The 25,266-nt window shown below is 71.4% G+C and carries 18 protein-coding genes; 10 read left to right on the plus strand and 8 right to left on the minus strand.

The window, feature by feature from the left end:
- Positions 1 to 94: 94 nt before the first annotated feature.
- The gene (locus ACIOGX_RS18120) at positions 95 to 523 is read left to right on the plus strand and encodes a metallopeptidase family protein (protein WP_356512899.1); all 429 of its coding nucleotides are present in this window, start codon (positions 95 to 97) and stop codon (positions 521 to 523) included.
- A gap of 31 nt (positions 524 to 554) precedes the next feature.
- On the opposite strand, the gene ACIOGX_RS18125 is transcribed toward ACIOGX_RS18120, so the two are convergent.
- The 3 genes from ACIOGX_RS18125 to ACIOGX_RS18135 all read right to left on the minus strand — a co-directional run bounded on the left by ACIOGX_RS18125 (position 555) and on the right by ACIOGX_RS18135 (position 6,565).
- Complete coding sequence (locus ACIOGX_RS18125; RefSeq protein ID WP_401914289.1) at positions 555 to 2,105, minus strand: DUF5719 family protein; 1,551 nt, start codon at positions 2,103 to 2,105, stop codon at positions 555 to 557.
- Entirely contained in the window at positions 2,102 to 6,061 is a 3,960-nt protein-coding gene (locus ACIOGX_RS18130) for a glycosyltransferase (protein WP_401914292.1), read from the minus strand. Before ACIOGX_RS18130 ends, ACIOGX_RS18125 begins: the two co-directional genes overlap by 4 nt.
- A gap of 240 nt (positions 6,062 to 6,301) precedes the next feature.
- On the minus strand, positions 6,302 to 6,565 hold the full coding sequence (locus tag ACIOGX_RS18135; protein ID WP_014046372.1) for a WhiB family transcriptional regulator: 264 nt from the start codon (positions 6,563 to 6,565) through the stop codon (positions 6,302 to 6,304).
- Positions 6,566 to 7,275: 710 nt separating this feature from the next.
- Here ACIOGX_RS18135 and ACIOGX_RS18140 point away from each other — a divergent pair.
- The 3 genes from ACIOGX_RS18140 to ACIOGX_RS18150 all read left to right on the plus strand — a co-directional run bounded on the left by ACIOGX_RS18140 (position 7,276) and on the right by ACIOGX_RS18150 (position 10,088).
- A complete protein-coding gene (locus ACIOGX_RS18140; RefSeq protein ID WP_356512824.1) occupies positions 7,276 to 7,776 on the plus strand; it encodes a cysteine dioxygenase family protein in 501 nt (166 codons plus the stop codon).
- A gap of 66 nt (positions 7,777 to 7,842) precedes the next feature.
- The gene (cofD, locus tag ACIOGX_RS18145; RefSeq protein ID WP_356512822.1) at positions 7,843 to 8,799 is read left to right on the plus strand and encodes a 2-phospho-L-lactate transferase; all 957 of its coding nucleotides are present in this window, start codon (positions 7,843 to 7,845) and stop codon (positions 8,797 to 8,799) included.
- Entirely contained in the window at positions 8,796 to 10,088 is a 1,293-nt protein-coding gene (locus ACIOGX_RS18150) for a coenzyme F420-0:L-glutamate ligase (RefSeq protein WP_401914296.1), read from the plus strand. The genes cofD and ACIOGX_RS18150 overlap by 4 nt, the downstream gene beginning before the upstream one ends.
- 44 nt (positions 10,089 to 10,132) lie before the next feature.
- On the opposite strand, the gene ACIOGX_RS18155 is transcribed toward ACIOGX_RS18150, so the two are convergent.
- The 3 genes from ACIOGX_RS18155 to ACIOGX_RS18165 form a co-directional block, all read right to left on the minus strand.
- Entirely contained in the window at positions 10,133 to 11,119 is a 987-nt protein-coding gene (locus ACIOGX_RS18155; protein WP_383974226.1) for a DNA-3-methyladenine glycosylase family protein, read from the minus strand.
- Between the two features lie 95 nt (positions 11,120 to 11,214).
- Positions 11,215 to 12,297, minus strand: coding sequence for a sugar phosphate nucleotidyltransferase (locus ACIOGX_RS18160; protein ID WP_401914299.1), 1,083 nt, complete (start codon positions 12,295 to 12,297; stop codon positions 11,215 to 11,217).
- A gap of 97 nt (positions 12,298 to 12,394) precedes the next feature.
- Positions 12,395 to 13,717 carry an N-acetylmuramoyl-L-alanine amidase gene (locus ACIOGX_RS18165; protein WP_401914301.1) on the minus strand — a complete coding sequence of 441 codons (1,323 nt, stop codon included), beginning with the start codon at positions 13,715 to 13,717 and terminating at the stop codon, positions 12,395 to 12,397.
- 126 nt (positions 13,718 to 13,843) lie between these two features.
- Between ACIOGX_RS18165 and ACIOGX_RS18170 the strand changes: the two genes are divergently transcribed.
- The 4 genes from ACIOGX_RS18170 to ACIOGX_RS18185 all read left to right on the plus strand — a co-directional run bounded on the left by ACIOGX_RS18170 (position 13,844) and on the right by ACIOGX_RS18185 (position 19,976).
- On the plus strand, positions 13,844 to 14,596 hold the full coding sequence (locus tag ACIOGX_RS18170; RefSeq protein ID WP_356512814.1) for a TIGR03089 family protein: 753 nt from the start codon (positions 13,844 to 13,846) through the stop codon (positions 14,594 to 14,596).
- Positions 14,597 to 14,874: 278 nt separating this feature from the next.
- A complete protein-coding gene (locus tag ACIOGX_RS18175) occupies positions 14,875 to 16,167 on the plus strand; it encodes an LCP family protein (protein WP_401914304.1) in 1,293 nt (430 codons plus the stop codon).
- 221 nt (positions 16,168 to 16,388) lie between these two features.
- Positions 16,389 to 18,209, plus strand: coding sequence for an LCP family protein (locus ACIOGX_RS18180; RefSeq protein WP_401914307.1), 1,821 nt, complete (start codon positions 16,389 to 16,391; stop codon positions 18,207 to 18,209).
- A gap of 45 nt (positions 18,210 to 18,254) precedes the next feature.
- Complete coding sequence (locus ACIOGX_RS18185; RefSeq protein WP_383974244.1) at positions 18,255 to 19,976, plus strand: LCP family protein; 1,722 nt, start codon at positions 18,255 to 18,257, stop codon at positions 19,974 to 19,976.
- A 148-nt stretch (positions 19,977 to 20,124) separates the two neighbouring features.
- On the opposite strand, the gene ACIOGX_RS18190 is transcribed toward ACIOGX_RS18185, so the two are convergent.
- Entirely contained in the window at positions 20,125 to 21,159 is a 1,035-nt protein-coding gene (locus ACIOGX_RS18190) for a glycosyltransferase family 2 protein (RefSeq protein WP_356512806.1), read from the minus strand.
- Between the two features lie 255 nt (positions 21,160 to 21,414).
- On the opposite strand from ACIOGX_RS18190, the gene ACIOGX_RS18195 reads away from it, so the two are divergent.
- On the plus strand, positions 21,415 to 22,887 hold the full coding sequence (locus ACIOGX_RS18195) for an LCP family protein (RefSeq protein ID WP_401915069.1): 1,473 nt from the start codon (positions 21,415 to 21,417) through the stop codon (positions 22,885 to 22,887).
- Between the two features lie 87 nt (positions 22,888 to 22,974).
- On the opposite strand, the gene ACIOGX_RS18200 is transcribed toward ACIOGX_RS18195, so the two are convergent.
- Positions 22,975 to 23,529, minus strand: coding sequence for an acyl-CoA thioesterase (locus ACIOGX_RS18200; protein ID WP_356512804.1), 555 nt, complete (start codon positions 23,527 to 23,529; stop codon positions 22,975 to 22,977).
- A 213-nt stretch (positions 23,530 to 23,742) separates the two neighbouring features.
- Here ACIOGX_RS18200 and ACIOGX_RS18205 point away from each other — a divergent pair, with 213 nt between their 5' ends.
- Positions 23,743 to 25,017 carry an LCP family protein gene (locus ACIOGX_RS18205; protein WP_401914312.1) on the plus strand — a complete coding sequence of 425 codons (1,275 nt, stop codon included), beginning with the start codon at positions 23,743 to 23,745 and terminating at the stop codon, positions 25,015 to 25,017.
- Positions 25,018 to 25,266 lie beyond the last annotated feature (249 nt).

The raw sequence follows: 25,266 nt of genomic DNA on the forward strand, positions 1-25,266 counted from the left end.
CAAGCTTGGCCTGAATGCTCAATATGCGACATGCCGTACGAGGGGGCGGCAGTCGCGATGCCGGCGGGGCCGGGAGGGCTACCCTGCGTCAGTGATGGACAGTCCTGTACCGCCCCGCCCGACCGAACCACGGCCGCGCCGCCGCGACCGTCACGGCCGCGGTATGCGTGGGCCCGTCGCCCCGCCCCAGGTGCCGCTCTCGACCAGCCGCTCCGAGTCCTTCCGCGATCTCGTGCGGGACTCCGTGGACCGGCTGGAACGGCGCTGGCCCCAGCTGGCCGAGGTGGATTTCCTGGTCATGGAGGTACCGAGCCCGCAGGACGACACCGTTCCGCTCGGCAGCTCGGTCCCGGCGGGCAAGGACCACCCGGCGCGCATCCTGGTCTACCGGCGGCCCGTGGAGATCCGTACCAAGAACCGCGACGACCGCGCGCTGCTGGTGCACGAGGTCGTGGTCGAGCAGGTCGCGGAACTGCTGGGGCTGGCGCCCGAGTCCGTCGATCCCCGGTACGGACAGGAATGAGGGCCCAGGGCCTGGGCCCTCATCCCCTCGCCTAGCTGCCGTCGTCCAGGATCGACAGGTCTTCCTCGGCCTTCGGTACGGACACGGTCCCCCGGTCGTCCGGCAGCGTCTGGACCGTGAACATCGGGATACCGTCCTCCGGCAGCGCCAGCGTGCGCGCCGCGTGGACCGGACCGCCGCCCGGCTGCGGCTCGACCGTCAGCGCGTACGAGCCCTTCAGGCCACCGGGCACCGGCGGGGTGACCGCCAGGGTGGTACCGCCCTTGACCGTGTACGTCTTCTCGGCCGGCTCGCCGCCTCCGGTCCCCGCCGAGGCCGTGACCTTGACCTTCGCGGTCGCGCCCGGGGCGGTCAGCGAGAGCGTCGAGCCCTTGGCGCGGTTGTCCGCGACGGTCGACCGCGACGCGATCGGCGCGGTCGCCGGGATGAACGCGATCTCCCGCTTCTCGCCCTTGCCGCGCACCACGCGCAGCGCCGCGACCACGGGGGCCGCGTGCCCGCCATCCGGGGTGAGGACCAGCGAACCCGCCTGCCCCTTGGTGATGTCCGCCAGTTCGAGGGTGGCCGTCATCCGCGACTTGATGTGCACGCTCTCGCTGCCCGCCGGGGTGATCGTGCCGTCGGCGCCCGCCAGTTGCACCTTCAGATCGGCGTCGTCGGAACCCGTCGCGAACGCCACCAGCCGTACGTCGGTCGCGTCCGCCGGGATCCCGGGCAGCACCAGCCGCGACGCCGGATCCGCCGCGGAGGCCAGCCAGTCGCTGCCCCCCGCGTTGTCCGCCACGCGCACCGCCGCGCCGACCCGGCCGGAGCGGGTGGTGACATGGACGGTCACATCGGCCTCGGCGGAGGTGGTCAGCGTGGAGAGCAGCACCGGCACGCTGGACCTGGCCGGCACCGGAATGCCCTCGCCCACCTCCGACTTGACCGCGCCGTCCTTCCCGTACAGCTCGATGTCGGCGACGGCCGCCGTGTCGTCGGGGTTGGTGAGATGGACGTAGTCCTGGCGCGACCTCTCGGTGCTCGCGCCGGGGAACCAGAAGTCCGTGTCGGGGACGGTGCAGCTCAGGCCGAGCACACCGCGCGCGTCGCCGACGCCGACCGTGGTGGTCTGCTGGGTGGTCCAGCCGGGCGCCAGCCGGCCGGTGGCCGTGCCGACGAGGGCGGGGGCCTCGGCGCCGCTCGCCTCGACGGAGACGGGCTTGCCGGGTTCCTTCAGCGTGAGGAACGGCTTGTCCTTCGCCGGATCCTTCTTCGTGTCCCCCGCCCCGTCCTTCGCCTTGTCGTCGGACGCGCCCTCCTCGGCGGCATCCACCAAGGTGACGACGGACTCCGTCAGTTCGGCCGAGCCGTCCGCCGCGCCGTCGGCGGTGCCCGCCGGTGTGACGGAGGTGTACGTCGTCTCCGCGACGTCCGAGACGCTCGGCGCCGGGCAGAGCTGGCTGGTGCGCTCCACGGGCAGCCGGGCCGGGCTCTGGGCCGCCGCCGTACCGGCCGTGTCGGGCGCGGTGAGGGCGGCGAAGCCGGTGACGGCGGCGAGGGCGGTGGCGGCCGCGATGAGGGAGAGGGTCGAACGGTTCACTGGTCACTGCTCCCGTCGGGGCGCCGGCGCTGGTCGTTCTCCGTGCCGTCGGCGTAGGGCTGTTGAGGCTGCGGTGGTTGCTGGGCCTGCTGGGACTGGGCCTGCTGGGACTGAGCCTGCTGGCCGTAGCCGTACGGGTCGTACTGCGACGGGTCGTACTGCCCTTCCCCGTACTGGCCTTCCTGGTACTGGCCTTCTCCCTGGTACTGGCCCTCTCCCTGGTACTGGCCGGCCTGGTACTGCCCCTCCTGGTACTGGCCGCCCGCGGGGTACTGGCCTTCCTGGTACGGGTCCGCCGGGTACTGCTGGTATGGCTGCTGCTGGTACTGGCCCTCACCGTACTGTCCGCCGTACTGCTGCTCGTTCGGGTACTGGGCCTGCGTGTAGTCCGCGCCCGCGTACGTGTTGGCGTCCCACTCGCCGTACGGCGGCTGCTGGGGCACCGCCCCGTACGCCGACTGCTGCTCCCCGTCCCCGACATGGTCCCGCCCGGCGCCGTACGGCTCCTCAACGGGCGCCGCGGGCACGGCGGGAGAGGCAGGCGAGGCAGGCGAGACGGGAGGGGACGGAGGGACGGAGGGCGCCGGCGGAACGGCCGGCTGCTGCGCGGTCGCGTACTCCCCCGTCCCGTCCGTCACGTCCGTTCCGTCCGTCTCGCTCTTCTCCAGTCCCTCGGCCTCCGCCGCCGCGCGCAGCCTGCGCGCGCGCCGGCCCTCGCCCGCCACCGGCTGCGCCGGGATCTCGATGTCCTCGTCGGGCAGGTCGTCGTCGATCTCCCGGCGGCGCCCCGGCAGGGCGAGCACCAGCAGGACGACGGTGAGCGCGCCCTGGGCCCAGATCCACGCGGTGTGCGTGATCGGGTCCTCGTACGTGAGGTCCAGACGGCCGCCCTCGGCGGGCAGTTCGAAGCCCTGGGCCCAGCCGTCGACGGTCTTCTTGGTGAGGACCGTGCCGTCGAGCGTGGCCTGCCAGCCCTCGGCGGCCCGGTCCGCGATCCGCAGCACGCGCCCGGAGGCCCCCGCCGGGATCTTCGTGTGCGCCTCGACCTGCGCGGACGCGACGGCCAGCGGCTCGCCCTCGCCCTTGCCGTCGACGATCGTGGCCCGCGAGATCTGCCGGTCGACGCGCCAGAGCGCGCTGCCGTCCAGCTGGCTCAGCCGGGTCAGCCCCGGGGTGGCGTCCAGGACCCGGCCGGTCTGCCGCGGCACCCCGTCCCGTACGAGTACGTAGCGGATCGCGAAGCCGCTGAGCTGGTCGGTCTGGTCGGCGCCGGAGCCCGCGACGAGATTGGCGACGACCTTGTCGAGCCGTGGATCGCCGCCGCCCGACGCGGTCAGCTCGGCGTCACCGAGCCGGCCGCCCGAACCGCGGACCAGCGAGTACGAGACCTCGGCCGCCGACGTACCGCCGAGGACGAGCGTGCGCGGCTGGTCGCGGGTGATGCTTTCCTCCGCGACGAACGCGGGGACCTGCACCGGATCGCGGCGCTCCAGCGGTCCGGCCGCGCCGCTGATCATCCAGCCGAACGCGGCCAGCAGCGGGGCGAGTCCCGCCGCCACGGCGATGAGTACGGCGACGGGCTGGCGCCAGCCGAAGCTCTCCGCCGCGACGCGCTCCCGGGCGCCGTCCGCGCCGAGCACGGCCGCCGCGATCAGCGCGAGTCCGTAGAGCAGGGTGGCGGGTCCGGCCCAGCCGGAGTTGTTGGTGAGGACGGCGAAGACCAGCGCGAGGATCGCGACGACCCAGGCCGAGCGGATCGCGAACTGCCGCTCACCGCGCAGCAGCGCCGCCAGCGCGGCCAGCACGATCCCGATCAGCAGGATGCCGCCGGCCGCCTTGGGGCCGCCGGGGCTGATGCCGAGCAGATCGAGCGCGGAGGCCGTTCCCGTGCCGAACTCCAGCCCCGCCTCCCGCAGGAAGGCGGACGGCGAGGTCAGCAGCGAGAGCGACCAGGGCGCCAGCAGCAGCAGAGGGGTGCCGAGCGCGGCGAGCACCCGCGGTCCGTAGGCGGCGAGGTCGTCGCGGCGCAGTGCCAGGACGCCGAGGCCGAGCAGCAGCGCCACCGGCCAGACGACCGGGGTGAAGGCCATCGCGAACGTCAGCAGGAAGGCGTACGCCCAGGTGGCGCGCCAGCTGCCGCGGCTCTCCCCGCTCGCGGCGCCGCCCGCCCCGCCGCGCATTCCGTAGGCGGCGACGGCGGCGCGGGCGATCAGCGGCAGCAGGACGGCGAGGACGGCCGTACCGAGCCGCCCGGTGGCCAGCGCGCCGGTCGCGGCGGGCAGGAAGGCGTACGCGACGCTCGCCCAGGCCCGCAGCAGGCGCGATTCGACCAGCGGGCGCGAGGCGAAGTAGGCGGTGACCCCGGCGAGCGGGACCGAGCAGACGAGGAGCAGGGTCAGCGCGAAGCCGGTGGAGCCGAGGAACAGCGCGGAGAGCGCGGCGAGTACGGCGAGATAGGGGGGCGCGGTCTCGGTGACGCCGGTGCCGACGGGATGCCAGCCGTCGGCGTACCGCGACCAGAGGTCGGAGACATCGGCGGGCGCGGGCAGCAGGGCACCGCCCGCGAGCGCGCCGCCGCCGAAGAGCCCGCGGCAGGCGACGAGCGAGACGAGCAGCAGGATCCCGAAGAGGACGGGTCCGGGCTTGTGCGCGAGCTTCTTCAGCCGGGCGAACTGCTCGATCTCCATGAAGTCGGCGTCGTCACCGCCGGGTCCCGACTCGACGGCGCCGTGCCGTGAGCCGCCCGCGTCGGCGTCCGAGTCGCCGCCGAGGCTGCCGGCGATCTGCTCGACCGTGGCCCGGACGGTGGCGCCGGGCGGCGGGAAGAGCGGGCGCAGCTCGGCCGCCTCGACGACGCCCTTGCCGCGCTGCCGCCGGGCGCTGATGATCCTGCCGGGCCGCAGCAGGGTGCCGGAGAGTCCCATCACCTCGTCGACGGCCTGGCCCGGCGCCTTGCCGACGAGATAGGCGAGGGTGCGCAGCAGGGTGCCGACGACAAGGCGGAGCAGTACGTAGGGAAGGACGGCGGCCCGCGCGTTGACGAGCATGGTGTAGACGGCGCCGGCCTTGTCGACGCGGTGCGGGTTGACGACGGAGCGGCCCGCGCAGTCGACCGTACGGCGCTCCCGGGCGGCGGCCTCGGCGTGCCGCAGTACGGCGTCGGGGGCGACGAGCACCCGGTGGCCGGCGGCGTGCGCGCGCCAGCACAGGTCCACGTCGTCGCGCATCAGCGGGAGCCGGCGGTCGAAGCCGCCGAGTTCGTCCCAGACGTCGCGCCGGATGAGCATGCCGGCGCTGGAGACGGAGAGGACGGTACGGACCTGGTCGTGCTGGCCCTGGTCCTGTTCGCGCCGGTCGAGTCCGGTCCAGCGGCGTCCGCTGTTGGCGATGGAGACGCCGACTTCGAGGAGCTGCTTGCGGTCGTACCAGCCGCGCAGTTTGGGCCCGACGACCGCCGCGTACTGGTCGGAGTCGGCGACGCGCAGCAGTTCGGCGAGCGCGTCGGGGTCGGGCGCGCAGTCGTCGTGGAGGAGCCAGAGCCACTGCACCGGTTCGCCGTGCGGCAGTTCGGGCATGTCGTACGTGTCGTCGCGCCAGCTCCGGGTCACCGGGTCCCAGCCGCTCGGCCGCTTCAGATACGGCAGATCGTCGGGCGTGAGCACCCCGGCGGTGCGTACCGCCTCCTCCACGGCCGTACCGAACCCGGACCGGCGCGCGAGATGCAGGACGCGTTCCGCGCCGAGTGCTTCGGTGAGCAGCCGGGCGGAGTCGTCGGCGCTGCCGGTGTCGGCTGCCATGACGTTCTGTACGGGTCGTTCCTGGCCCAGCAGCCCGGCGAGGGCGTCGGGCAGCCAGCGCGCGCCGTCGTGGGCGACGAGCACCGCGGTCACGACGTGCCGGGGGAACTCGGGGGCGGTGGCGGTGGCGGAAACGAACGCGGCGGTGGTGGGGGACATTGAGGTAGCGGGCCCTCCGGCCGGGGGGTCGCCCCGTAGGGGCGTGGGAGCGTCTCGGACGGGGCCCCACACTAACGGTAGGGGGGAGGGGCGGCGGACGGGCGGGAAACACAACGGTCCGCCGTCTGCGGGGAGGTGCAGACTGCGGACCGTGCCATACGTAGGGAGTGGTGCCTGTCGTTCCGGGCGACCGGCCGGTCGCCGGTCCCGGCCACCGCGGCCGGGCGGGCCGGACGGCGGTCAGATCGCGGCCTTCTTCAGCCGGCGCCGTTCACGCTCCGACAAACCGCCCCAGATACCGAATCGCTCGTCATTGGCGAGGGCATACTCAAGGCATTCGGATCGGACCTCACAGGCCAGACAGACCTTCTTGGCCTCACGCGTCGAACCGCCCTTCTCGGGGAAGAAGGACTCGGGATCTGTCTGGGCGCACAAGGCGCGCTCCTGCCAGCCGAGTTCCTCGTCCGCGTCCTCGACCAGCAGTTGCTGGAACAGCTCGGTCATGTGCGCCCCTCGTCTGTCTTTTGCGTCCCCGTGATGTGGCCGCTATCGATTTCGGCCGAACGACACGAGTGAAATTACAAGTGCGGTGCTCCGGCCAGGTCAAGCCGAGATCTGCTATTGGGCCCGGTATTCACTCTGCGGAACCAAGGCTATGCGGAAAGTGTTCAAATCACCAAAAATCTGACACATGCCACTGGCCTGTTCGCATCCACCTCCTTCTCGACCAGAGAGACGCCGAGAACCGCAACCTTGTTGCAGATCACCCCCGGGAAGCGATCCGGATCACAGTCTGATCACAAGGGCGTGAAGGCGTTTACGAGCACGGTCGCTGCCCCATGTGTCCGCACCCACCCTCACCCAAACCGCTCTGCGACCGGATCAACCGGATGAGGTGAAACATTGCGGCCAAATCGGCCATTGAGTTGACATCCATCACCGGATTCGCAACCTTGGATTCCATGCCAGCGAACCCCGCGCCCACCGCGACCCACCTCCGTGGACTCCGCAGCGCTCTCCGGGCCCGCTGTCGCTGTTGCACCCCCGCCTGCTGTTGACGCCTCCGGGCTCCGGCCGGCCCCCTCGCTCCTCCTGATCACTCCTTCGTGATCACTTTCGCGTCTTCCCCGCGTTTCCCTCGCGACTCCCCCGCGATTCCACGCACCCGTCGCGGCACCGCCGCACACGCTCTCCGCCGAGGAACCACCTCCCCCATGAACAGCGACAGCGACATCCAGATCGCCGGCGACCTCCTTGAGGTCCCGCACCTTCTCCAGCCCGCCCGGGAGCACCCGGCGACGGTGGCCGAGTTCGCGGGCCTCGCGCGCGCCCTCGCCGCCGACCGCGCGCAGTGGGCCCCGCTCGTCCAGTACGACGCCACCAGCCGCTGGTACCACCGGCTGCGCACCGGACCCGGCTATGAGGTGTGGCTGCTCTCCTGGGTGCCCGGCCAGAGCAGCGGATCGCATGACCACGGCCGCTCCTCGGGCGTACTGACCGTGCTCGCCGGTGAGCTGACGGAGCGTTCGGAGAGCGGGAGCCGCGCTCTCGCGCCGGGCGCGCAGCGGGTCTTCGCGCCGGGCTATGTCCACGAGGTGGTCAACGACGCGATCGAACCGGCCGTGAGCCTGCACATCTACTACCCGGGGCTGACGGAGATGCCCATGCACTCCGCGCGCTGCGCCCCGGCGATCCAGGATGTCGTACCGGCCTGACATCGCCCACCCGTCACCCGACCACCGCCCCTCAACGATCAGCCTGCGGCTGACAGACTGTTCTTTATGCGCATTGTGGTTCTGGCCGGCGGTATCGGCGGCGCCCGCTTCCTCCGCGGCCTCAAGCAGGCCGCGCCGGACGCGGACGTCACGGTGATCGGCAACACCGGTGACGACATCCATCTGTTCGGGCTGAAGGTCTGCCCCGACCTCGACACGGTGATGTACACCCTCGGCGGTGGCATCAATGAAGAGCAGGGCTGGGGGCGTACGGACGAGACGTTCCAGGTCAAGACGGAGCTGGCGGCCTACGGCGTGGGGCCCGAGTGGTTCGGCCTCGGCGACCGCGACTTCGCCACCCATATCGTCCGTACGCAGATGCTCGGCGCGGGCTATCCGCTGAGCGCCGTCACCGAGGCGCTCTGTGCCCGCTGGAAGCCCGGCGTACGGCTGCTGCCCATGTCGGACGACCGCGTCGAGACGCATGTCGCCGTCGACGTGGACGGCGAGCGCAGGGCCGTGCACTTCCAGGAGTACTGGGTGAAGATGCGGGCGTCCGTGGACGCGCAGGCGGTCGTCCCGGTCGGCGCCGACCAGGCCAAGCCTGCGCCCGGGGTGCTGGAGGCGATCGCCGCGGCCGATGTCATCCTCTTCCCGCCGTCCAACCCCGTGGTCAGCATCGGGACGATCCTGGCCGTACCCGGTATCCGGGAGGCCATCGCCGAGGCGGGCGTCCCGGTCGTCGGCCTCTCCCCCATCGTCGGGAACGCGCCGGTGCGCGGGATGGCCGACAAGGTGCTCGCCGCGATCGGCGTCGAGTCGACGGCCCAGGCCGTCGCCCTGCACTACGGCTCCGGGCTCCTCGACGGCTGGCTGGTCGACACCGTGGACGCGGCGGCCGTGGGCGGGATCGAGGCCGCGGGGATCCGCAGCCGCGCCGTCCCGCTGATGATGACCGACCTGGACGCGACCGCCGCGATGGCCCGTGAGGCGCTGGCGCTGGCCGAGGAGGTACAGGCATGACCTCGTACCGCGTCCGCGCCCTGCCCGGACTGCCGGAGGTCCGTGCGGGCGACGACCTCGCCAAACTGATCGTGGCCGCCGGTCCCGGGCTCGCCGACGGCGATGTCCTGCTGGTCACCTCGAAGATCGTCTCCAAGGCCGAGGGCCGGATCCTCACGGCCACGGACCGCGAGGCGGCGATCGACGCGGAGACCGTACGGGTCGTCGCGCGGCGCGGGCCCCTCCGTATCGTCGAGAACAAGCAGGGTCTGGTCATGGCGGCGGCCGGGGTCGACGCCTCCAACACCGCCGCCGGGACAGTGCTGTTGCTGCCCGAGGACTCCGACGCCTCGGCCCGGACGATACGGGAGGGGCTGCGGGACGCGCTCGGTGTGGACGTCGGGGTGATCGTCACCGACACCTTCGGGCGGCCCTGGCGCAACGGCCTCACCGATGTGGCGATCGGCGCCGCGGGCGTCCGCGTCCTGGAGGACCTGCGCGGCGGGACCGACGTCCAGGGCAACCCGCTGCACGCGACCGTCATCGCCCTCGCCGACGAACTGGCCGCCGCCGGTGACCTGGTGAAGGGCAAGACCGAGGGGCTGCCGGTCGCCGTCGTGAGCGGCCTCGGCCACCTCGTCGGCGACACGGACGAGGACGCGCGGGCCATGGTGCGGGTCGCCGCGGACGACATGTTCCGGCTCGGCACGTCCGAGGCGGTACGGGAAGCGGTCACCCAGCGCCGTACGGTCAGGGAGTTCACGGACGAGCCGGTCGACCCGGGCGCGGTCCGGCGCGCGGTCACGGCCGCCGTCACCGCTCCGGCGCCGCATCACACCACACCGTGGCGGTTCGTCCTCCTGGAGTCCCCCGAGTCGCGGCTCCGTCTCCTCGACGCCATGCGCGACGCCTGGATCGCGGACCTGCGCCGCGACGGCAAGCCGGAGGAGTCCATCGCCAAGCGTGTACGCCGCGGCGATCTGCTGCGCGCGGCGCCGTATCTGGTGGTGCCGTGCCTGGTGATGGACGGCTCGCACACCTACGGCGACCCCCGTCGCGACGGCGCGGAGCGCGAGATGTTCGTGGTCGCCATGGGCGCGGGCGTGCAGAACTTCCTGGTGGCGCTGGCGGGCGAGCGGCTCGGCTCCGCGTGGGTCTCCTCGACGATGTTCTGCCGGGATGTCGTACGGGACGTGCTGGACCTGCCCGGGGACTGGGACCCGATGGGCGCGGTGGCGGTGGGCCACGCGGCGGCCCCGCCGAAGGACCGCCCGGCGCGCTCGCCGGAGTCCTTCCTCACGGTCCGGTAGCCACGCCACGCCGGGAAACGGTCCGGCAGCCACGCCGGGTGCCCTCACAGCCGGGCGATGTTCCGGACCTCCATCCGGGGCGCCCGGCGGGCCGGGGTCCGGCCGCTGAGCAGGATCAGCCGGGTGGCGCGGTGCCGCTGCCCGGCGTACGGGGCGAGGAGTTCGAGCATCGCCGCGTCGTCGGCGTCCCGGTCGCCCGCGAGCGCGTGGCCGATGATGCCGGGAAGATGCAGATCGCCGACGGTGACGGCGTCGGGGGCGCCGTTGGAGCGCTGCACGACCTCGGCGGCGGTCCACGGGCCGATCCCCGGGATCAGCTCCAGCCGGGCGGCCGCACGCTCCGGCTCCATCGCCGCGGCCTCCTCCATCCGGCGCGCGACCCGGACGGCACGCAGGATCGTCGAGGAGCGCTTGGCGTCGACGCCGGCCTTGTGCCACTCCCAGGAGGGGATCAGCGCCCAGGTCCGGGCGTCGGGCATGACGTACAGCCGCTCGCCGTGCGCGGGTCCGGGCGCGGGCTCACCGTGTGTACGCACCAGGATCCGCCAGGCGCGGTACGCCTCGACGGTGGTGACCTTCTGCTCCAGCACGGACGGGATCAGCGACTCCAGCACCAGTCCGGTACGGCAGAGCCGCAGGCCCGGCCGTCGCCGCTGCGCCTCGACGACCAGGCGGTGCCGGGGGACGAACGCGTCCGGGTCGTCGCCCGCGCCGAGCAGCTCCGGGAGCTGCTCCAGCATCCACGCGGCGCCGGCGCCCCACGCCTCCGCCTCCACGGCCCCGCCGCGCCGCACGACCCGCAGCGTGCCGGGCCCGGCGGGCGTCCGGGAGGCCCGCCATACGGAACCGTCCGGGTACGCGCGGAACGTCGGATCGGCGGGCCCGCGCCGAAGCGGACCGAGGACGAGCCCGAGGTCGTAGGGCTCGGGGGGCGTCCACTGCCGGCGTAGGCCGACGGCGCGGTCCGCAGGGTCCGCGCGGTCCGCGGGGCGCGGACGGGGCACCGGTCGTTGTGCGAAGCGGCCTGCCACGGTTGAGGTCCTCGGGGGTCGGGGTCACCTCCGAGGCTAAGCGGTACGCGATCCGTCTCCGGCGCGGGGGCGTGGGTACGGGCCCGCACCTTCCCTTACACGTCGGAAGAGAACCGCACCGCCCCCGCCGGCAGTACCGCGTCGCACCACACCCGTACCCCCTGGCGCAGCTCGTTGTCCGGTCCCACCACCGCTCCGTCCCCCACCACCACGTCCGACAGCACCGCACGCGCTCCCACCCGTGCCCCCGCGCCTATCAGCGAGTCCGTGATCACCGCGCCCGGTTCCACGATCGCGCCGTCCAGGACCGCGCTGCCCGCGATGCGCGCGCCCTCGCCGATCAGGGCTGCCGCGCCGATCACCGTGCCGCCCGTGAGTTTCGCGTCGGGGGCGACCGTGGCCGTGGGCAGGATCAGGCGTTCGCCGCACTGGCCCGGGACCGCCGGGGACGGGGCGCGGCCGAGGACGAGGTCCGCCGAGCCGCGCACGAAGGCCTGGGGGGTGCCCAGGTCCAGCCAGTACGTGGAGTCGACCATGCCCTGGAGATGCGCGCCGGCGGCCAGCAGGTCGGGGAAGGTCTCGCGTTCCACCGAGACCGGCCGGCCCTCCGGGATGGAGTCGATCACCGAGCGCCGGAACACGTACGCGCCCGCGTTGATCTGGTCGGTGACGATCTCCTCCGGTGTCTGCGGCTTCTCCAGGAAGGCCGTCACCCGTCCGTTCGCGTCGGTCGGCACCAGACCGTAGGCGCGCGGGTCCTCGACCCGGGTCAGATGCAGCGAGACGTCGGCGCCGGACGACGCGTGGGTCCGGACGAGCGCCCGGATGTCGAGGCCCGTCAGGATGTCGCCGTTGAAGATCAGCACCGGGTCGCCGGGCCCGGAGTCCAGCCGGGAGGCGACGTTCCGGATGGCGCCTCCCGTACCGAGCGGATCCCGCTCGGTCACGTACTCCAGGCTCAGCCCGAGGGACGAACCGTCGCCGAAGTACGGCTCGAAGACCTCGGCGAGGTAGGACGTGGCGAGGACGATGTGCTCGACGCCCGCCGCGCGCGCCCGCGCCAGCTGGTGCGTGAGGAACGGGACGCCGGCCGCCGGCACCATCGGTTTGGGGGTGCGGGCGGTGAGCGGCCGCAGCCGGGTGCCCTTGCCGCCGACCAGGAGGATCGCTTCTGTCACCGTGTCGTCTCCGCTTCCTGCTGGGGTCGGCGCTTCCGTCCGTACATGCATACACGTACGCGTACACAGAACCGACCAGTGTTCGCGACCGCTCGCGTCAGCGGCGCTGGTATCCGCCCGCCGCCTTCCGCACCGCGCTGAGCTTCCCGTAGAGCCGGCTTCCCGGGCAGTCGGTGGAGAATCCGTCCCGGTGCCCGGAGATGGCGTTGAGCCTGACCTTTCTGCCCTTGCCGTACTTTCCGCTGCCCGCGGAGGTCAGTGTGACCTTCCCCCGTGCGTTGACGCCGTGCAGGGCGAGCTTCCACGCGGTGAGCTTGGCGACGGCGGTCGTCGCGGCGGCACGCGGATTCGTTCCGCCGTACGTTCCGAGGACGGCGATGCCCACGCTGTTGGTGTTGAAACCGAGTGTGTGGGCGCCCAGTACGGGCCTGGTCACTCCCCCGGCGCGGCCTTCGTAGATGTTTCCGCACTTGTCGATGGCGAAGTTGTAGCCGATGTCGCGCCAGCCGCTGCTCTTGACGTGGTAGCGGTAGATACTGCGCAGGACGGAGGGCGCCTGCCGGCAGCTGTAGTTGTTCCCCGTGGCGCTGTGGTGGACGAAGGCCGCCTTGAGGGTCTTGGAGTAGCCGAGCCGCTTCTCGCGGAGTCTCTCGTCCGCGCCCCAGCCCTTGCGCGTGATGATGCGCGGGCGCGGTGCGGCGTACGCCCGCGCGGAGTCGGGGCGGACGGCCGGTTCACCGGCCCTGGGCAGGGTCGGCGGCAGGTCCTCGGGGAGGGGCCAATCGCCGCTGTCCTCGGGGGAGATGGCGGTGTCGGGTCCGGGCTCGCTGTCGTCCTCCGGTTCGGCGCCCTCGTCCGGAGCGTCCCGCGGATCGTTTCCCGGGTCGATCAGTTCGAGCCGGAGCCCCCGTGGCAGCGGCGCGTACGCCGGGCCGTTCTCGTCCTCCTCGGCGGCCTGTACGCGCAGTTCCACGCCGTCCGAGCCACCGACCCAGAGCGGGGCGGTGGAGCCGCGGGTGTGTCCCGAGTCGCGTTCCGTCGTGCCGGGGTCGGCGCCGTGTTCCTGGTTGTGCGTCTCCAGGTCCTGCCAGTCGGACCAGAAGGGTGAACCGGCCGTGCGGGTGCGGACCTGGACCGTGCCGTGGAGTTCGGCGTCGGCGTCGTCCCATACGACACCGAGCAGCGAGAAGGGCCTGACGTCGCGCCGGGTCACGCCCTGTTCCGTGGCGCCGCCCGAGGACCGGTCCGTGCCGGGTGCGCTCAGGGGGAGCGACTGCGTGGAGCCCGGTACGTCGGCCGAACCCGTGTGCTGTGTGGCCTGTGGGACTTGTGGGACGGCACTCGCGCCCGACGGGGACAGCGGGAGGACCAGGGCGGCGGTGCACGCGACGCCGATCGAGGTTACAAGTGAGGCACGCATGTACCGATCCTGGGTGCGGCACGACCACCGCGCCCGCCGGAAAACTGACGGCCCGTCGGTCCAACCGGTGTACCCCGTCACCGGTACGGCGGTGGCGTTCCGGCTCCGCGGCGTACCCTTTCCCGGGTGAACTCCAGCGACCGTACCCCCGCCGACCTGCTGCGATCCGCTCTCGCCACGGACCCGGCCCGCCCCTTGGTCACGTTCTACGACGATGCCACCGGTGAGCGTGTGGAATTGTCCGTGGCCACCTTCGCCAATTGGGTGTCCAAGACCGCGAATCTGTTGCAGGGCGAGCTGGCCGCGGCGCCCGGCGACCGGCTCGCGCTGCTGCTTCCCGCGCACTGGCAGAGCGCGGTGTGGCTGCTCGCCTGTTCGTCGGTCGGTGTGACGGTCGAGATCGGTGGTGACCCGGCCGGGGCGGATCTGGTGGTCAGCGGGCCGGACACACTCGACGCGGCGCGCGCGTGCGGCGGTGAGCGGGTGGCACTGGCGCTGCGCCCGCTGGGCGGCCGTTTCCCGCAGCCGCCCGAGGGCTTCATGGACTACGCGGTCGAGGTGCCGGGCCAGGGCGACCGGTTCGCGCCGTTCGCGCCGGTGGACCCGGACGAGTCCGCGCTGGTCGTGGACGGCAGGGAGCTGTCCGCGGCCCAACTCGTGGCGCGCGCGGGCGCGGACGCCGCGGAGCGCGGTCTCGCGCCCGGCTCACGGCTGCTGTCGGGGCTGGCGTACGACAACTGGGACGGGCTCTCGGCGGGGTTGTACGCACCGCTCGCGGCGGGCGGGTCCGTCGTGCTCTGCCGCAACCTCGGGAAACTGTCGGCGGAGGCGCTCGAACAGCGTGTGGAGAGCGAACGCGTGACCGACAGGGCGATGTGACGCGCGGCGGGCGGGCAAGACCGCTACCGGCCATACTCGCCCGCCCTCGCCGCTCGCCTGAAGTAGCCGTCCTCCACCTGAGAATCCGCTGAGAAATCGGCCTCACAAAACACGCTTTCCCGTACATAACGGACCCCGCCCTCAAGGCCGTCGCCCAACCTCGTTACGTGATCGGCGATACCTGCGACCCGCAGCACAACCAAGCGCGGCGCTCGCCCGTCTACCCCTGCAACCGGCGGCCCAGTGCGTCGCCGACGCCTTGAAGGATGGACGCAGACGTGACCGACAGAGCTGGCACGGCGACCGAACCGGACACCACGTCCGGCAGTGAGCCGTCGACCGGAGCGCCTGGGCCCGACGACATCGATGCCGAGCCCGCCGCCACGCCCGCCAACCCCCGTCGCCACTGGCTGCGTTGGGCCGCGCTGGGCACCTCCGTCGTCATCCTGGCCACCGCCGGAGCCGGCTGGTGGTTCTACCAGAAGCTCGACGGGAACATCACCACCGACACCACCGCCGCCACCGAGTTGCACACGTACGAGAAGGAACGCCCCACCCCGGTCGCCCTCGACGCGCAGAACATCCTGCTCATCGGCTCGGACAGCCGCTCCGGCGAGGGAAACAGCAAGTACGGGCGGGACGACGGCGGTTCGCAGCGCTCCGACACCACGATCCTGCTGCACCTCGCGGCGGACCGGAAGAGCGCGACGGCCATGTCGATACCCCGCGACCTGATGGTGGAGATACCCAGTTGCGCCACGCCGGACGGCACTCGCAGCCGGGCCCGGTTCGCGCAGTTCAACTGGGCTTTCGAGGCCGGCGGCGCCGCCTGCACGATCCGTACCGTCGAGAAGCTCACGGACATCCGCGTCGACCACCACATGGTGATCGACTTCAGCGGCTTCACGGACGTCGTGAACGCGGTGGACGGTGTCGAGGTCTGCATCGACGAGCCGGTCAAGGACGTCCAGGCGCGACTCGAACTGCCCGCGGGCCGGCAGACCCTCGACGGCGAGCAGGCCCTCGGCTTCGTACGCGCCCGCCATGGCATCGGTGACGGCAGCGACACCCAGCGTATGGACCGCCAGCAGCGATTCCTGGGGGCGCTCTTCAAGAAGGTGCAGAGCAACGGGGTGCTGCTCAATCCGGCCCGGCTCTATCCGGTGCTGGACGCGGCGACGAAGTCCCTCACCACCGACTCGGGGCTGGACTCTCTCAGCGACCTTTACGAACTGGCACGGTCCATGCGGAGCGTACCGACGGAAAAGGTGCAATTCCTGACCGTGCCGCGCCAGCCGTACAGCCAGGACCCCAATCGCGACGAACTCATCGAGTCCGAGGCGAAGAGCCTCTTCGAGCGGCTGCGCGAGGACGACCCCGTATCGGTCTCGGCGGACGGGAAGGACGAGCAGGGCGGCGAGAACGGCGGAAAGAGTGACGGAAAGAGTGACGACTCCGTGAAACGTTCGGGGAACGGCAGCGACGGCGGCAGCGGCTCCCGGGCGACGGGGAGCCCTTCCCCGGCCCCCACTTTCGAGGGGACAAATGCCGCGGCGGGCATGTGCGGGTAAAGCCGGACCCAAAGACATCTCTTCAGTCCATGAAGATTGGGCAGATTGCCCGCTTGTAAGCGATGAGGAATGTGTCACCAGCGTCGCTGGACGCCGAACGGGGCGGATAGTGTGACGCGATCCGGTGCATCCGGCCGTGAGGTCGCGCACTACTGGATCGAAAGACCGAGCGTCTTCGGGGAAGACGCCTCGCGTGGCACCGACGGAGGATTCAAGCAACCGTGGATGCGCAAAGCCGTGGACAGGCGGACGAAATCGACCCCGCCGACCAGTGGGTCCTCAACCCGCAGACCGGTAACTACGAACTGCGACTGGACCACTCCACAGGGCAGTCGCCCTCCCCCCAGCCGCGCGGCGCCAGAAGAGCGAACGCTCCGCGAAAGGCGCCCGTGAGCCCCCCGTCCGACGAGGAAGCGCGGACGCGAGGCGAAGCACGCGCGGAATCCCGGACGGAATCGCGCGCGGAATCCCGTTCCGGAAGCCGTGGCCGCGGTGGGACGCGTGCCGACGTGCCCGGCCAGCGCAGCCGCCGCGCGGGGAAGGCCCAGGCCGAGCCGGCGACCGCCGTCGGCCGCCGCAAGCGCAAGCCCCAGAACTCGCGCAAGAAGAAGGCGCTGGTGTGGACCGGCGGTGTGATGGCGTTCCTCCTCGTGGGCCTCTCCGTCACCGGGTACTTCGTCTACCAGCACTTCAACGGCAACATCGACACGATCGACGTCCAGGGCGCGGGCAGTGGTGGCTTCAAGAAGGACGAGCCCATCAACATCCTGCTGATCGGCACGGACAAGCGGACCGGCGCGGGCAACGAGGGGTACGGCGACGCGGGGAGTGTCGGCCACGCCGACACGACCCTGCTGTTCCATGTCTCCAAGGACCGTACGAACGCGACGGTGCTCTCCATCCCGCGTGACCTGATCACCGACATCCCCGACTGCGAGACCAAGACCGCCGACGGTACGAAGGTCATCCCCGGCACCTCGCAGGTGCGCTTCAACACCAGCCTCGGCCAGAGCGAGCGGGACCCCGGCTGCACGATGCGTACGGTCAAGGACCTCACCGGGCTCACGGTCGACCACTTCATGATGGCCGACTTCGACGCGGTCAAGACGATGTCGACCGCGGTGGGCGGTGTGGAAGTGTGTGTGGCCAAGGACGTCGACGACCCGAAGTCGCATCTCAAGCTGAGCAAGGGCACACACACCATCCAGGGTGAGCAGGCGCTCGCCTTCGTCCGTACCCGGCACGCCTTCGGCAACGAGAGCGACCTGAGCCGGATCGAGACCCAGCAGCAGTTCCTCAGCTCGATGATCCGGAAGATGAAGTCGGGCGACACGCTCACCAGCCCCAGCAAGCTGTTCAAGCTGGCGGAGGCCGCGACCAACGCGCTCACGGTCGACAGCGGGATCGGCAGCATCGACAAGCTCAGCGATCTGGCCACGGAGCTGGCGAAGGTCAATCCGAAGAACATCACCTTCACGACGCTGCCGGTGCTCGACAACCCGGCGGAGGTCGTCAAGGCCACGGTCGTGGTCAACGATTCCCAGGCCAAGCCGCTGTTCTCGATGATGCAGAACGATGTCTCCCTGACCGAGGTGCAGGAGAAGGAGAAGGCGGACGAGAAGGCCGCCAAGGCCAAGCAGGAAGCACTCCTCAAGGGGACCAAGGCGGACCCGTCCGACGTACGCGTCGATGTGTTCAACGGTGGCGGTCCGCAGGGCTCCGCGCAGGAGACCCTGAGCTGGCTCCAGAACACCGAGGGCGTGCTGAAGTCCACCAACAAGGGCAACGCTCCGGCGGATGTGGCCAAGACGACTCTGGAGTACGCGCCCAACCAGGCCGACCAGGCGCGGGCGCTCGCGGAGATGATGGGGCTGCCCGCCACGGCGATGAAGCCGGGCACCGAGGACGCCGAGGGGCTCGAGGCGATGACGATGACCCTCGGAAAGGACTTCAAGGGCGCGGGGGTGCCCATCACCGGACCGGCGAAGGCGCCGGAAGGTGTGCAGAAAGTGGAAGCGGACAAGCAGGTCTGCGCCAAGTAACGCCGGAGCGCCGGCCCATACGGACGGCCTGAAGAGGGAGTCTGGATGGGTCAGAGCAGCGTACGACGGGAGGGGGCGCGCCAAGGCGTCCCGCATGCCAGAGAGTTGGGCTGGGACGACAGCCTGTACGACGGTGAAGGGCCACGGCCGGACGGCGGAAACGGCGACGGCACCGGCGACGGTGGTGGTGACGGTGGCGACGACAAGGGCCGTCGTCAGAACGGGCGTGGCAAGGGCGGGCGCGGTGGCACGGGGCGCGGACGCGCGAAACGCGGCCCCTGGCGAATACTTCGCTGGGTCGCCGCGGGGCTGTCACTGCTGCTGCTCGCGACGGCCGGCGCCGGCTATCTCTACTACCGCCATCTCAACGGCAATATCCGCAGCGGCGAGCGCAGCAACGGCGCCAGCGGCCTGGACAAGCCCGTGGCCAACTCGGCGGGGCAGACCCCGCTGAACATCCTGCTGATCGGCTCGGACAGCCGGGCCGACCCCGAGAACGTCAAACTGGGCGGCAGCAAGGACACCGCGGGCAACCCGCCGCTCGGCGATGTGCAGATGCTCGTCCATGTCTCCGCCGACCGGAAGAACGCGTCGGTCGTGAGCATCCCGCGCGACACCCGCGTCGACATCCCCGAGTGCAAGGATGCCAAGACCGGAGAAACGTTTCCTGCGACCAACGCCATCATCAACGAGACGCTGGCCCGCGGCGGCCCCGGCTGTACCCTCTCCACCTGGGAGAAGCTGACCGGCGTCTATATCGACCACTGGATGACGATCGACTTCGCGGGCGTCGTGAAGATGGCCGACGCGATAGGCGGCGTCGGTGTCTGCGTCAAGGACAACGTCTGGGACCGGCCGCTGCCCGGCGTCCCGGGAGGCTCGGGGCTGAAGCTCACGAAGGGCACGCACCAGATCCAGGGCAAGCAGGCGCTCCAGTGGCTGCGCACCCGGCACGCCTTCGAGAGCGACCTCGGCCGTGCCAAGGCCCAGCACATGTACATGAACTCGATGATCCGCGGGCTCAAGTCGCAGAGCGTCTTCACCGACACTCCCCGGCTGACCGGTCTCGCGGAGGCGGCCACGGACTCGCTGGAGGTCTCCGAGGAGATCAGCACGGTCAAGAAGCTGTTCGAACTGGCCATGCAGCTCAAGAGCGTGCCGACGAACCGCCTCACCATGACGACGATGCCGACCGTGCAGGATCCGCAGGACGTGAACCATCTGATCGCGGCGGAGGCGGACTCCCGCAAGATGTGGGCGATGCTCCGCGACGACGTGGCCTTCGACAGCAACGGCGACAAGGCGGAGAGCGGCAAGAAGAAGCCGGCCGACTCGGCCACGAAGGACCCGTCGGCGGAGCCCGGCGACACCGGCGTGATCGTACGCAACGGCACCGGCGGCGCGCAGAGCCCGGTGCCGCGCCGCGCGGCCGAGATCGCGAGCACGCTCAACGGCAAGGGCTTCACGCTGGCCAAGGCCGACTCGCAGCAGAGCCCGCAGGAGACGAGCACGGTCAGCTATCCGAGCGCGGACCTGGAGGGGGACGCCCAGGCGGTGGCCAAGGCCCTCGGCATTCCGCTGACGTCGGTCAAGAAGTCGACGGACGTCTCGGGGGTCACGCTGGTCGTGGGCGCCGACTGGCGCAGCGGCTCGTCCTTCCCGAAGGAGGCCGAACCGGAGGCGGGCGGCGTACCGGACACGGCGGACGCGCTCAACGGCGCGAAGAAGGACGCCTGCATGGACGTCTACGCGCCGTACCGCTTCTAGGACCTGCTTCTGGCACGCAGAAGCGAGCTGACACAGAGAAGCGAGCGCCGTCCGGTGGTCCACCGGACGGCGCTCGCTTCTGTGTCGGGGAGTGGGGCCAGGGGTTCCGGGAGTTCCCGACGTTCCCGGCGTTCCTGGAGTTCCCGGGTTACGCCTCGACAGGCTCCGCCGCCGGGCGGCGGCTCGCGATGACCTTCTTCGCCAGCGACCGCGGGCTGGTCAGGAAGCCGTAGCCCCACGACATGTGCATGGTGGCCAGCGCCACCGGAATCTGGAGCCGGGCCTTCAGCGACAGCCCCTTGCCCGCCGGGACGGAGCCCGCGGCGATCGCGGCGAGATAGCCGGCCGGTACGACCAGCCCCCAGGGCGTCAGCACGGCGCCCACCACGATGCCCGCGGCGATGGCGCAGACGGCCGTCGGCGGGGCGAGGTAGCGCAGATTGATCGAGCCCGAGTGGTAGCGGGCGACGACATGGCGCCAGCGGCCGTAGTCCTTGTACTGCTTGGCGAGCGCCCGGACCGAGGGCCGCGGCCGGTACTGGACGCGCAGCTCGGGCGAGAACCAGATGGCGCCGCCCGACTCGCGGATACGGAAGTTCAGCTCCCAGTCCTGGGCGCGGATGAACTCCTCGTTGTAGCCGCCCTGCCGCTCCAGCGCCTCGCGCCGGAAGACACCCAGATACACGGTTTCGGCGGGTCCGGCCTCGCCTCCGGTGTGGAAGGCGGCGTTGCCCACGCCGATCTTCGAGGTCATGGCGGCGGCGACCGCGTTCTCCCAGTCGTTCTCGCCCTCGGCGTGCATGATGCCGCCGACGTTCTGCGCGCCCGTCTCCTCCAGGAGCCGGACGGCGGTCGCGATGTAGTTCGGCGAGAGCATCCCGTGCCCGTCGACGCGGACCACGACGGGATGCCTGGACGCCTTGATCGCGGCGTTCAGCGCGGCCGGGGTGCGGCCGGTCGGGTTGGGTACGGTCGTGACGCGGGCGCGCTCGTGGGACGCGGTCTCCCGTACCAGCTCCGCGGCGATCTCGTCCGTACGGTCCGTGGACGGGCCGAGGGCGATCACCACCTCCATCTCGCCGTCGTACTCCTGCTCCAGGATGTGCCGGACGGAGTTCCTCAGATGGCGTTCCTCATTGAGCACCGGCATGATCACGGAGACCGCGGGCGGCAGGGCAGGCATGTGGTCCTTCAAGGGTCCTTCGGCGGCGGTATGGCCGCCCACGTTACCGCGAACGGGGGACAGCGACGCGCGCCGCCCGGTTGCGGACCGGTGTCACTGATCGTATGGGCCTACCGTACACACGGCCCCTCACCACCCTGTTCGCGCACGATCCCTGTTCACGCGGAGGTGTTCCCCGTGCCCACGCCGCCCCGCACCACCCACCGCCCGGCCCCGTCCCGGCGGCCGGGGGAGCCGCAACGGCCGCGCTGGGGAATGCGGATGGCGACGACGCTCTCCGTGCTGGTGCTGGGGGCGGGCGGGATCGGCCACGCGGTGATCACCAGCCTCGACACCGGCATCGGCCGGGTCGATCCGTTCAAGGACATGAAGAACCGCCCCTCCGCGGGCCACGGTCTCAACCTCCTGCTCGTCGGCACGGACGGCCGCGACAAGATCACGGAGGAGGAGCGGCAGAAGTACCGGCTCGGCGGCCACCCCTGCCGCTGCACCGACACGATCATGCTGGTGCATCTCTCGGCGGACGGTGAGCGCGCGAGCGTCGTGAGCGTGCCGCGCGACAGTTACGCGGAGCTTCCCGAGCACACCGACGCGGCCACCGGCAAACGTCATGAGCCGCACCCGGTGAAGCTCAACGCGGCGTACGCGGAGGGCGGGCCGCATCTGACGGTCAGCACCGTCGAACGCATGACGGGGGTGAAGATCAGCCACTATCTGGAGGTCGACTTCACCAGCTTCATGAAGACGGTGGACGCCCTGGGCGGCGTCGAGATCTGTACCCCCCGGGCGCTGAAGGACGCGTACACCGGACTCGATCTGGCCCCGGGCACGCACAGCATGAACGGCGGCCGGGCACTCCAGTACGTACGGTCCCGGCATATCGACGGCGCGGCCGACCTCGGCCGGATGGAGCGCCAGCAGCGCTTCCTGGCCGCTCTGATCGACCGGGCCACGAACAGCGGAGTGCTGCTGAACCCGGTGCGGTTCAAGGAGGTCTCCTCGACGATGCTCGCCTCGGTACGGGCCGACGCGGGCTTCGGTACGGAGCAGCTGCTCGCCCTCAACGAGGCGATGCGCGGCTTCTCCCCTTCCTCGTCGGAGTTCACGTCGGTGCCGCTGGCCGGTGACAGCGTCTCGGTCAAGGGGGTCGGTTCCACGGTGAAGTGGGATCCGGTGAAGTCGAAGGAACTGTTCCGCGCGCTGCGCGAGGACCGACCGCTGACCACGCGGCACGGACCCGCGGCCTCACACCCGGCCGGTGAGCCGGGCCCGGGGCAGGAGCCGGGCCCGGGTCGGGAATCGGCGAAGCAGGGGGATCCCGTGAAGCAGGGGGAGCCGGCCGAGCCCGCCGGGTCTGCCAGCCCGGTCGATGTGAAGCCGCAGGACATCCGGGTGCAGGTCTACAACGGGACGCGTATGGACGGACTCGGCAAGCGGCTCGACGACGCGCTGCACGCCACCGGCTTCCACACGACCCGTGCCCCGCTCAACTCCGACGGGCCGGACCAGCGGCACACGGTCGTGATGTACGACCCGCGCTGGGACCGCTCGGCCAAGTCCCTGGCGGCGGCGCTGCCGGGCAGCGAACTGCGCGCGGTGAAGCAGCAGGGCGCGACGCTCAAGGTGGTGGCGGGGGCGGACTTCACGGCGGTGACGCCGGTACGACCGCGGGAGGCCCCCAAGGGCCGGTTCGGGGCGAAGACCGGCGACCAGGTCGTCTGTCCGTAGCCACCACGGCACACCGGGAAGCCGGACGCGCCGGGGAGCTGGGTACGCCGTGGAGCCGGGTACGCCGGGAGCCTGGTGCGCCGCCGGTCAGCGGTGGTCGTCGATGCCCTCCGCCGCGCGCTTCGCCCGTAGCTCCTTGATCGCCCGGCGCCGGGCGAGCCGGTGCGTACGCCGGATCTGCGCTTCCTGGTAGCGCCGCTTGTCCCGCTCCGACTCGGGGATCACCGGGGGTACCGGGCGGGGCCTGCCCTCCGCGTCCACGGCGGCGAAGACCAGATAGGCGCTGCCGACCTGGGTCGCCGGGGTGGACTCGTTCCAGCGCTCGGCCATGACCCGGACGCCGACCTCCATCGAGGACCGCCCGGTCCAGTTGACCTGGGCGCGGACATGGACGAGGTCCCCGACCCGTACCGGCACGAGGAAGACCATCTCGTCCATAGAGGCGGTGACCGCGGGCCCGCCGGAGTGGCGTCCGGCGACGGCGCCCGCCGCGTCGTCCACCAGCTTCATGATCACGCCGCCGTGCACCGTACCGAGGAGGTTGGTGTCGCTGACGGTCATGATGTGGCTGAGCGTGGTGCGTGAGGCGGAGGTGGGCTTGCCCGGGAGATCGCTTTCCGCGGAGGGGACCTGAGCTGTCATGTTCTCCACCCTATGCGGGGCTCCCACACGGCCCCGGGCGGCTCCCGCCGGGCCCCGGGGGCTCCCCCGGCCCCTCCGGGGTCGCCGTGGGTGACGACCCGGGCGACGCCGGTGCCCCGGCGTGGTCCGCATTGCATCAGCTTGGCAACAGCCCCGACCCGATTTCCCACCTCCCCTGTCTGGCGCACGTCCCGGCCCGGCACACTGGTCCGCATGAATGATTGGCCCGATGGATGGACCGGCGACCGCCGCGAGCGGAGCAACCGTTACGGGCGCGGCAGCGCGGGCGCGCAGCCCGAGGGCGCGCGCGCGATGCCGCATGTGCAGCCCCGCGGTGTCCCTCAGCAGTCCCAGGGGTACGACCGGGGCCATGAGCCCGGGTACGACAGCGGGTACAACACGGGCCAGGTCTACGGCTCGCCCGCCGGCGGCGGCGGTCGTGACGGCTACGGCGGTCGCGACGGCTACGGCGGTCCGCCGCCCGGCGCCCCCCGGGGGCCGGGGCAGGCGCCCGACTGGCGCCGCCGCATCAAGGTCGGCGCGCTGACGCTGGTCGTGGTGATCCTCGCCGTCTCCATCGGCACGTACTTCTGGGCGGACGGGAAGCTCAAGCGCGAGGTCGATCTCTCCAAGGTCATCGAGCGGCCGGAGTCAGGCGACGGCACGAACTATCTGATCGTGGGCTCGGACAGCCGCGAGGGCATGTCCGCCGAGGAGAAGAAGAAGCTCCACACGGGCTCGGCCGAGGGCAAGCGCACCGACTCGATGATGATCCTGCACGACGGGTCGAACGGTCCGACGCTGATCTCGCTGCCGCGCGACTCGAACGTGACGATCCCGTCGTTCGTCGGCTCGGAGTCCGGCAAGACGTTCCCGAGCACGGGCCGGCAGACCAAGCTCAACGCGGCGTACGCCGAGGACGGCCCCGAACTGCTCGTCCGTACCGTCGAGTTCAACACCGGTCTGCACATCGACCACTACGTCGAGATCGGCTTCGCGGGCTTCGCCAACATCGTGGACGCGATCGGCGGGGTGGAGCTGGACATCCCGAAGGCGTTCAAGGACAAGAAGTCGGGCGCCGACTTCCAGGCGGGCACGCAGACCCTGGACGGCGAGCAGGCGCTCGCCTTCGTACGGACGCGGTACGCCTTCGCCAACAGCGACCTGGACCGTACGAAGAACCAGCAGAAGTTCCTCGCGGCCCTGGCCGCGCAGACGGCGACGCCCGGCACGATCCTCAACCCGTTCGCGTTCTACCCGACCATGGGCGCGGGGCTGGACACGCTGATCGTGGACAAGGACATGTCGCTGTGGTCCCTGGGCCAGATGTTCTTCGCGATGAAGGGCGTCACGGGCGGCGACGGCACGTCCATGAACATGCCGATCTCGGGCAGCGTGGGCGGCAACCTGCTCTGGGACAAGGCCAAGGTCAAGGAGCTGGTGAACCAGCTGAACAACGACGAGAAGGTCACGGTCTCCGGCAACTGACGCCCGGGAGCCGACCGAGGCGGCGGCGGAGGTCCGTACGTACGGACCTCCGCGCTCCGGGCCGGGGAGCCGCGTCCGGCCGGACCGGGCAGGCGGGCGGGGCGGACTGGCGGACCGGACGAGCGGGGCGTACCCGGGCGGAACAGGCTGGATCACCGCAGAACCGCCTCCAGCCCCTCACCGGCGGACATCGCGTACAACCTTCCTCCCGGCCGAGAGGTCGAACGTGCCGTAGATGAACGCGTGCAC

It is taken from the genome of Streptomyces sp. NPDC088147, from assembly GCF_044741565.1.
Classification (GTDB): Bacteria; Actinomycetota; Actinomycetes; order Streptomycetales; family Streptomycetaceae; genus Streptomyces.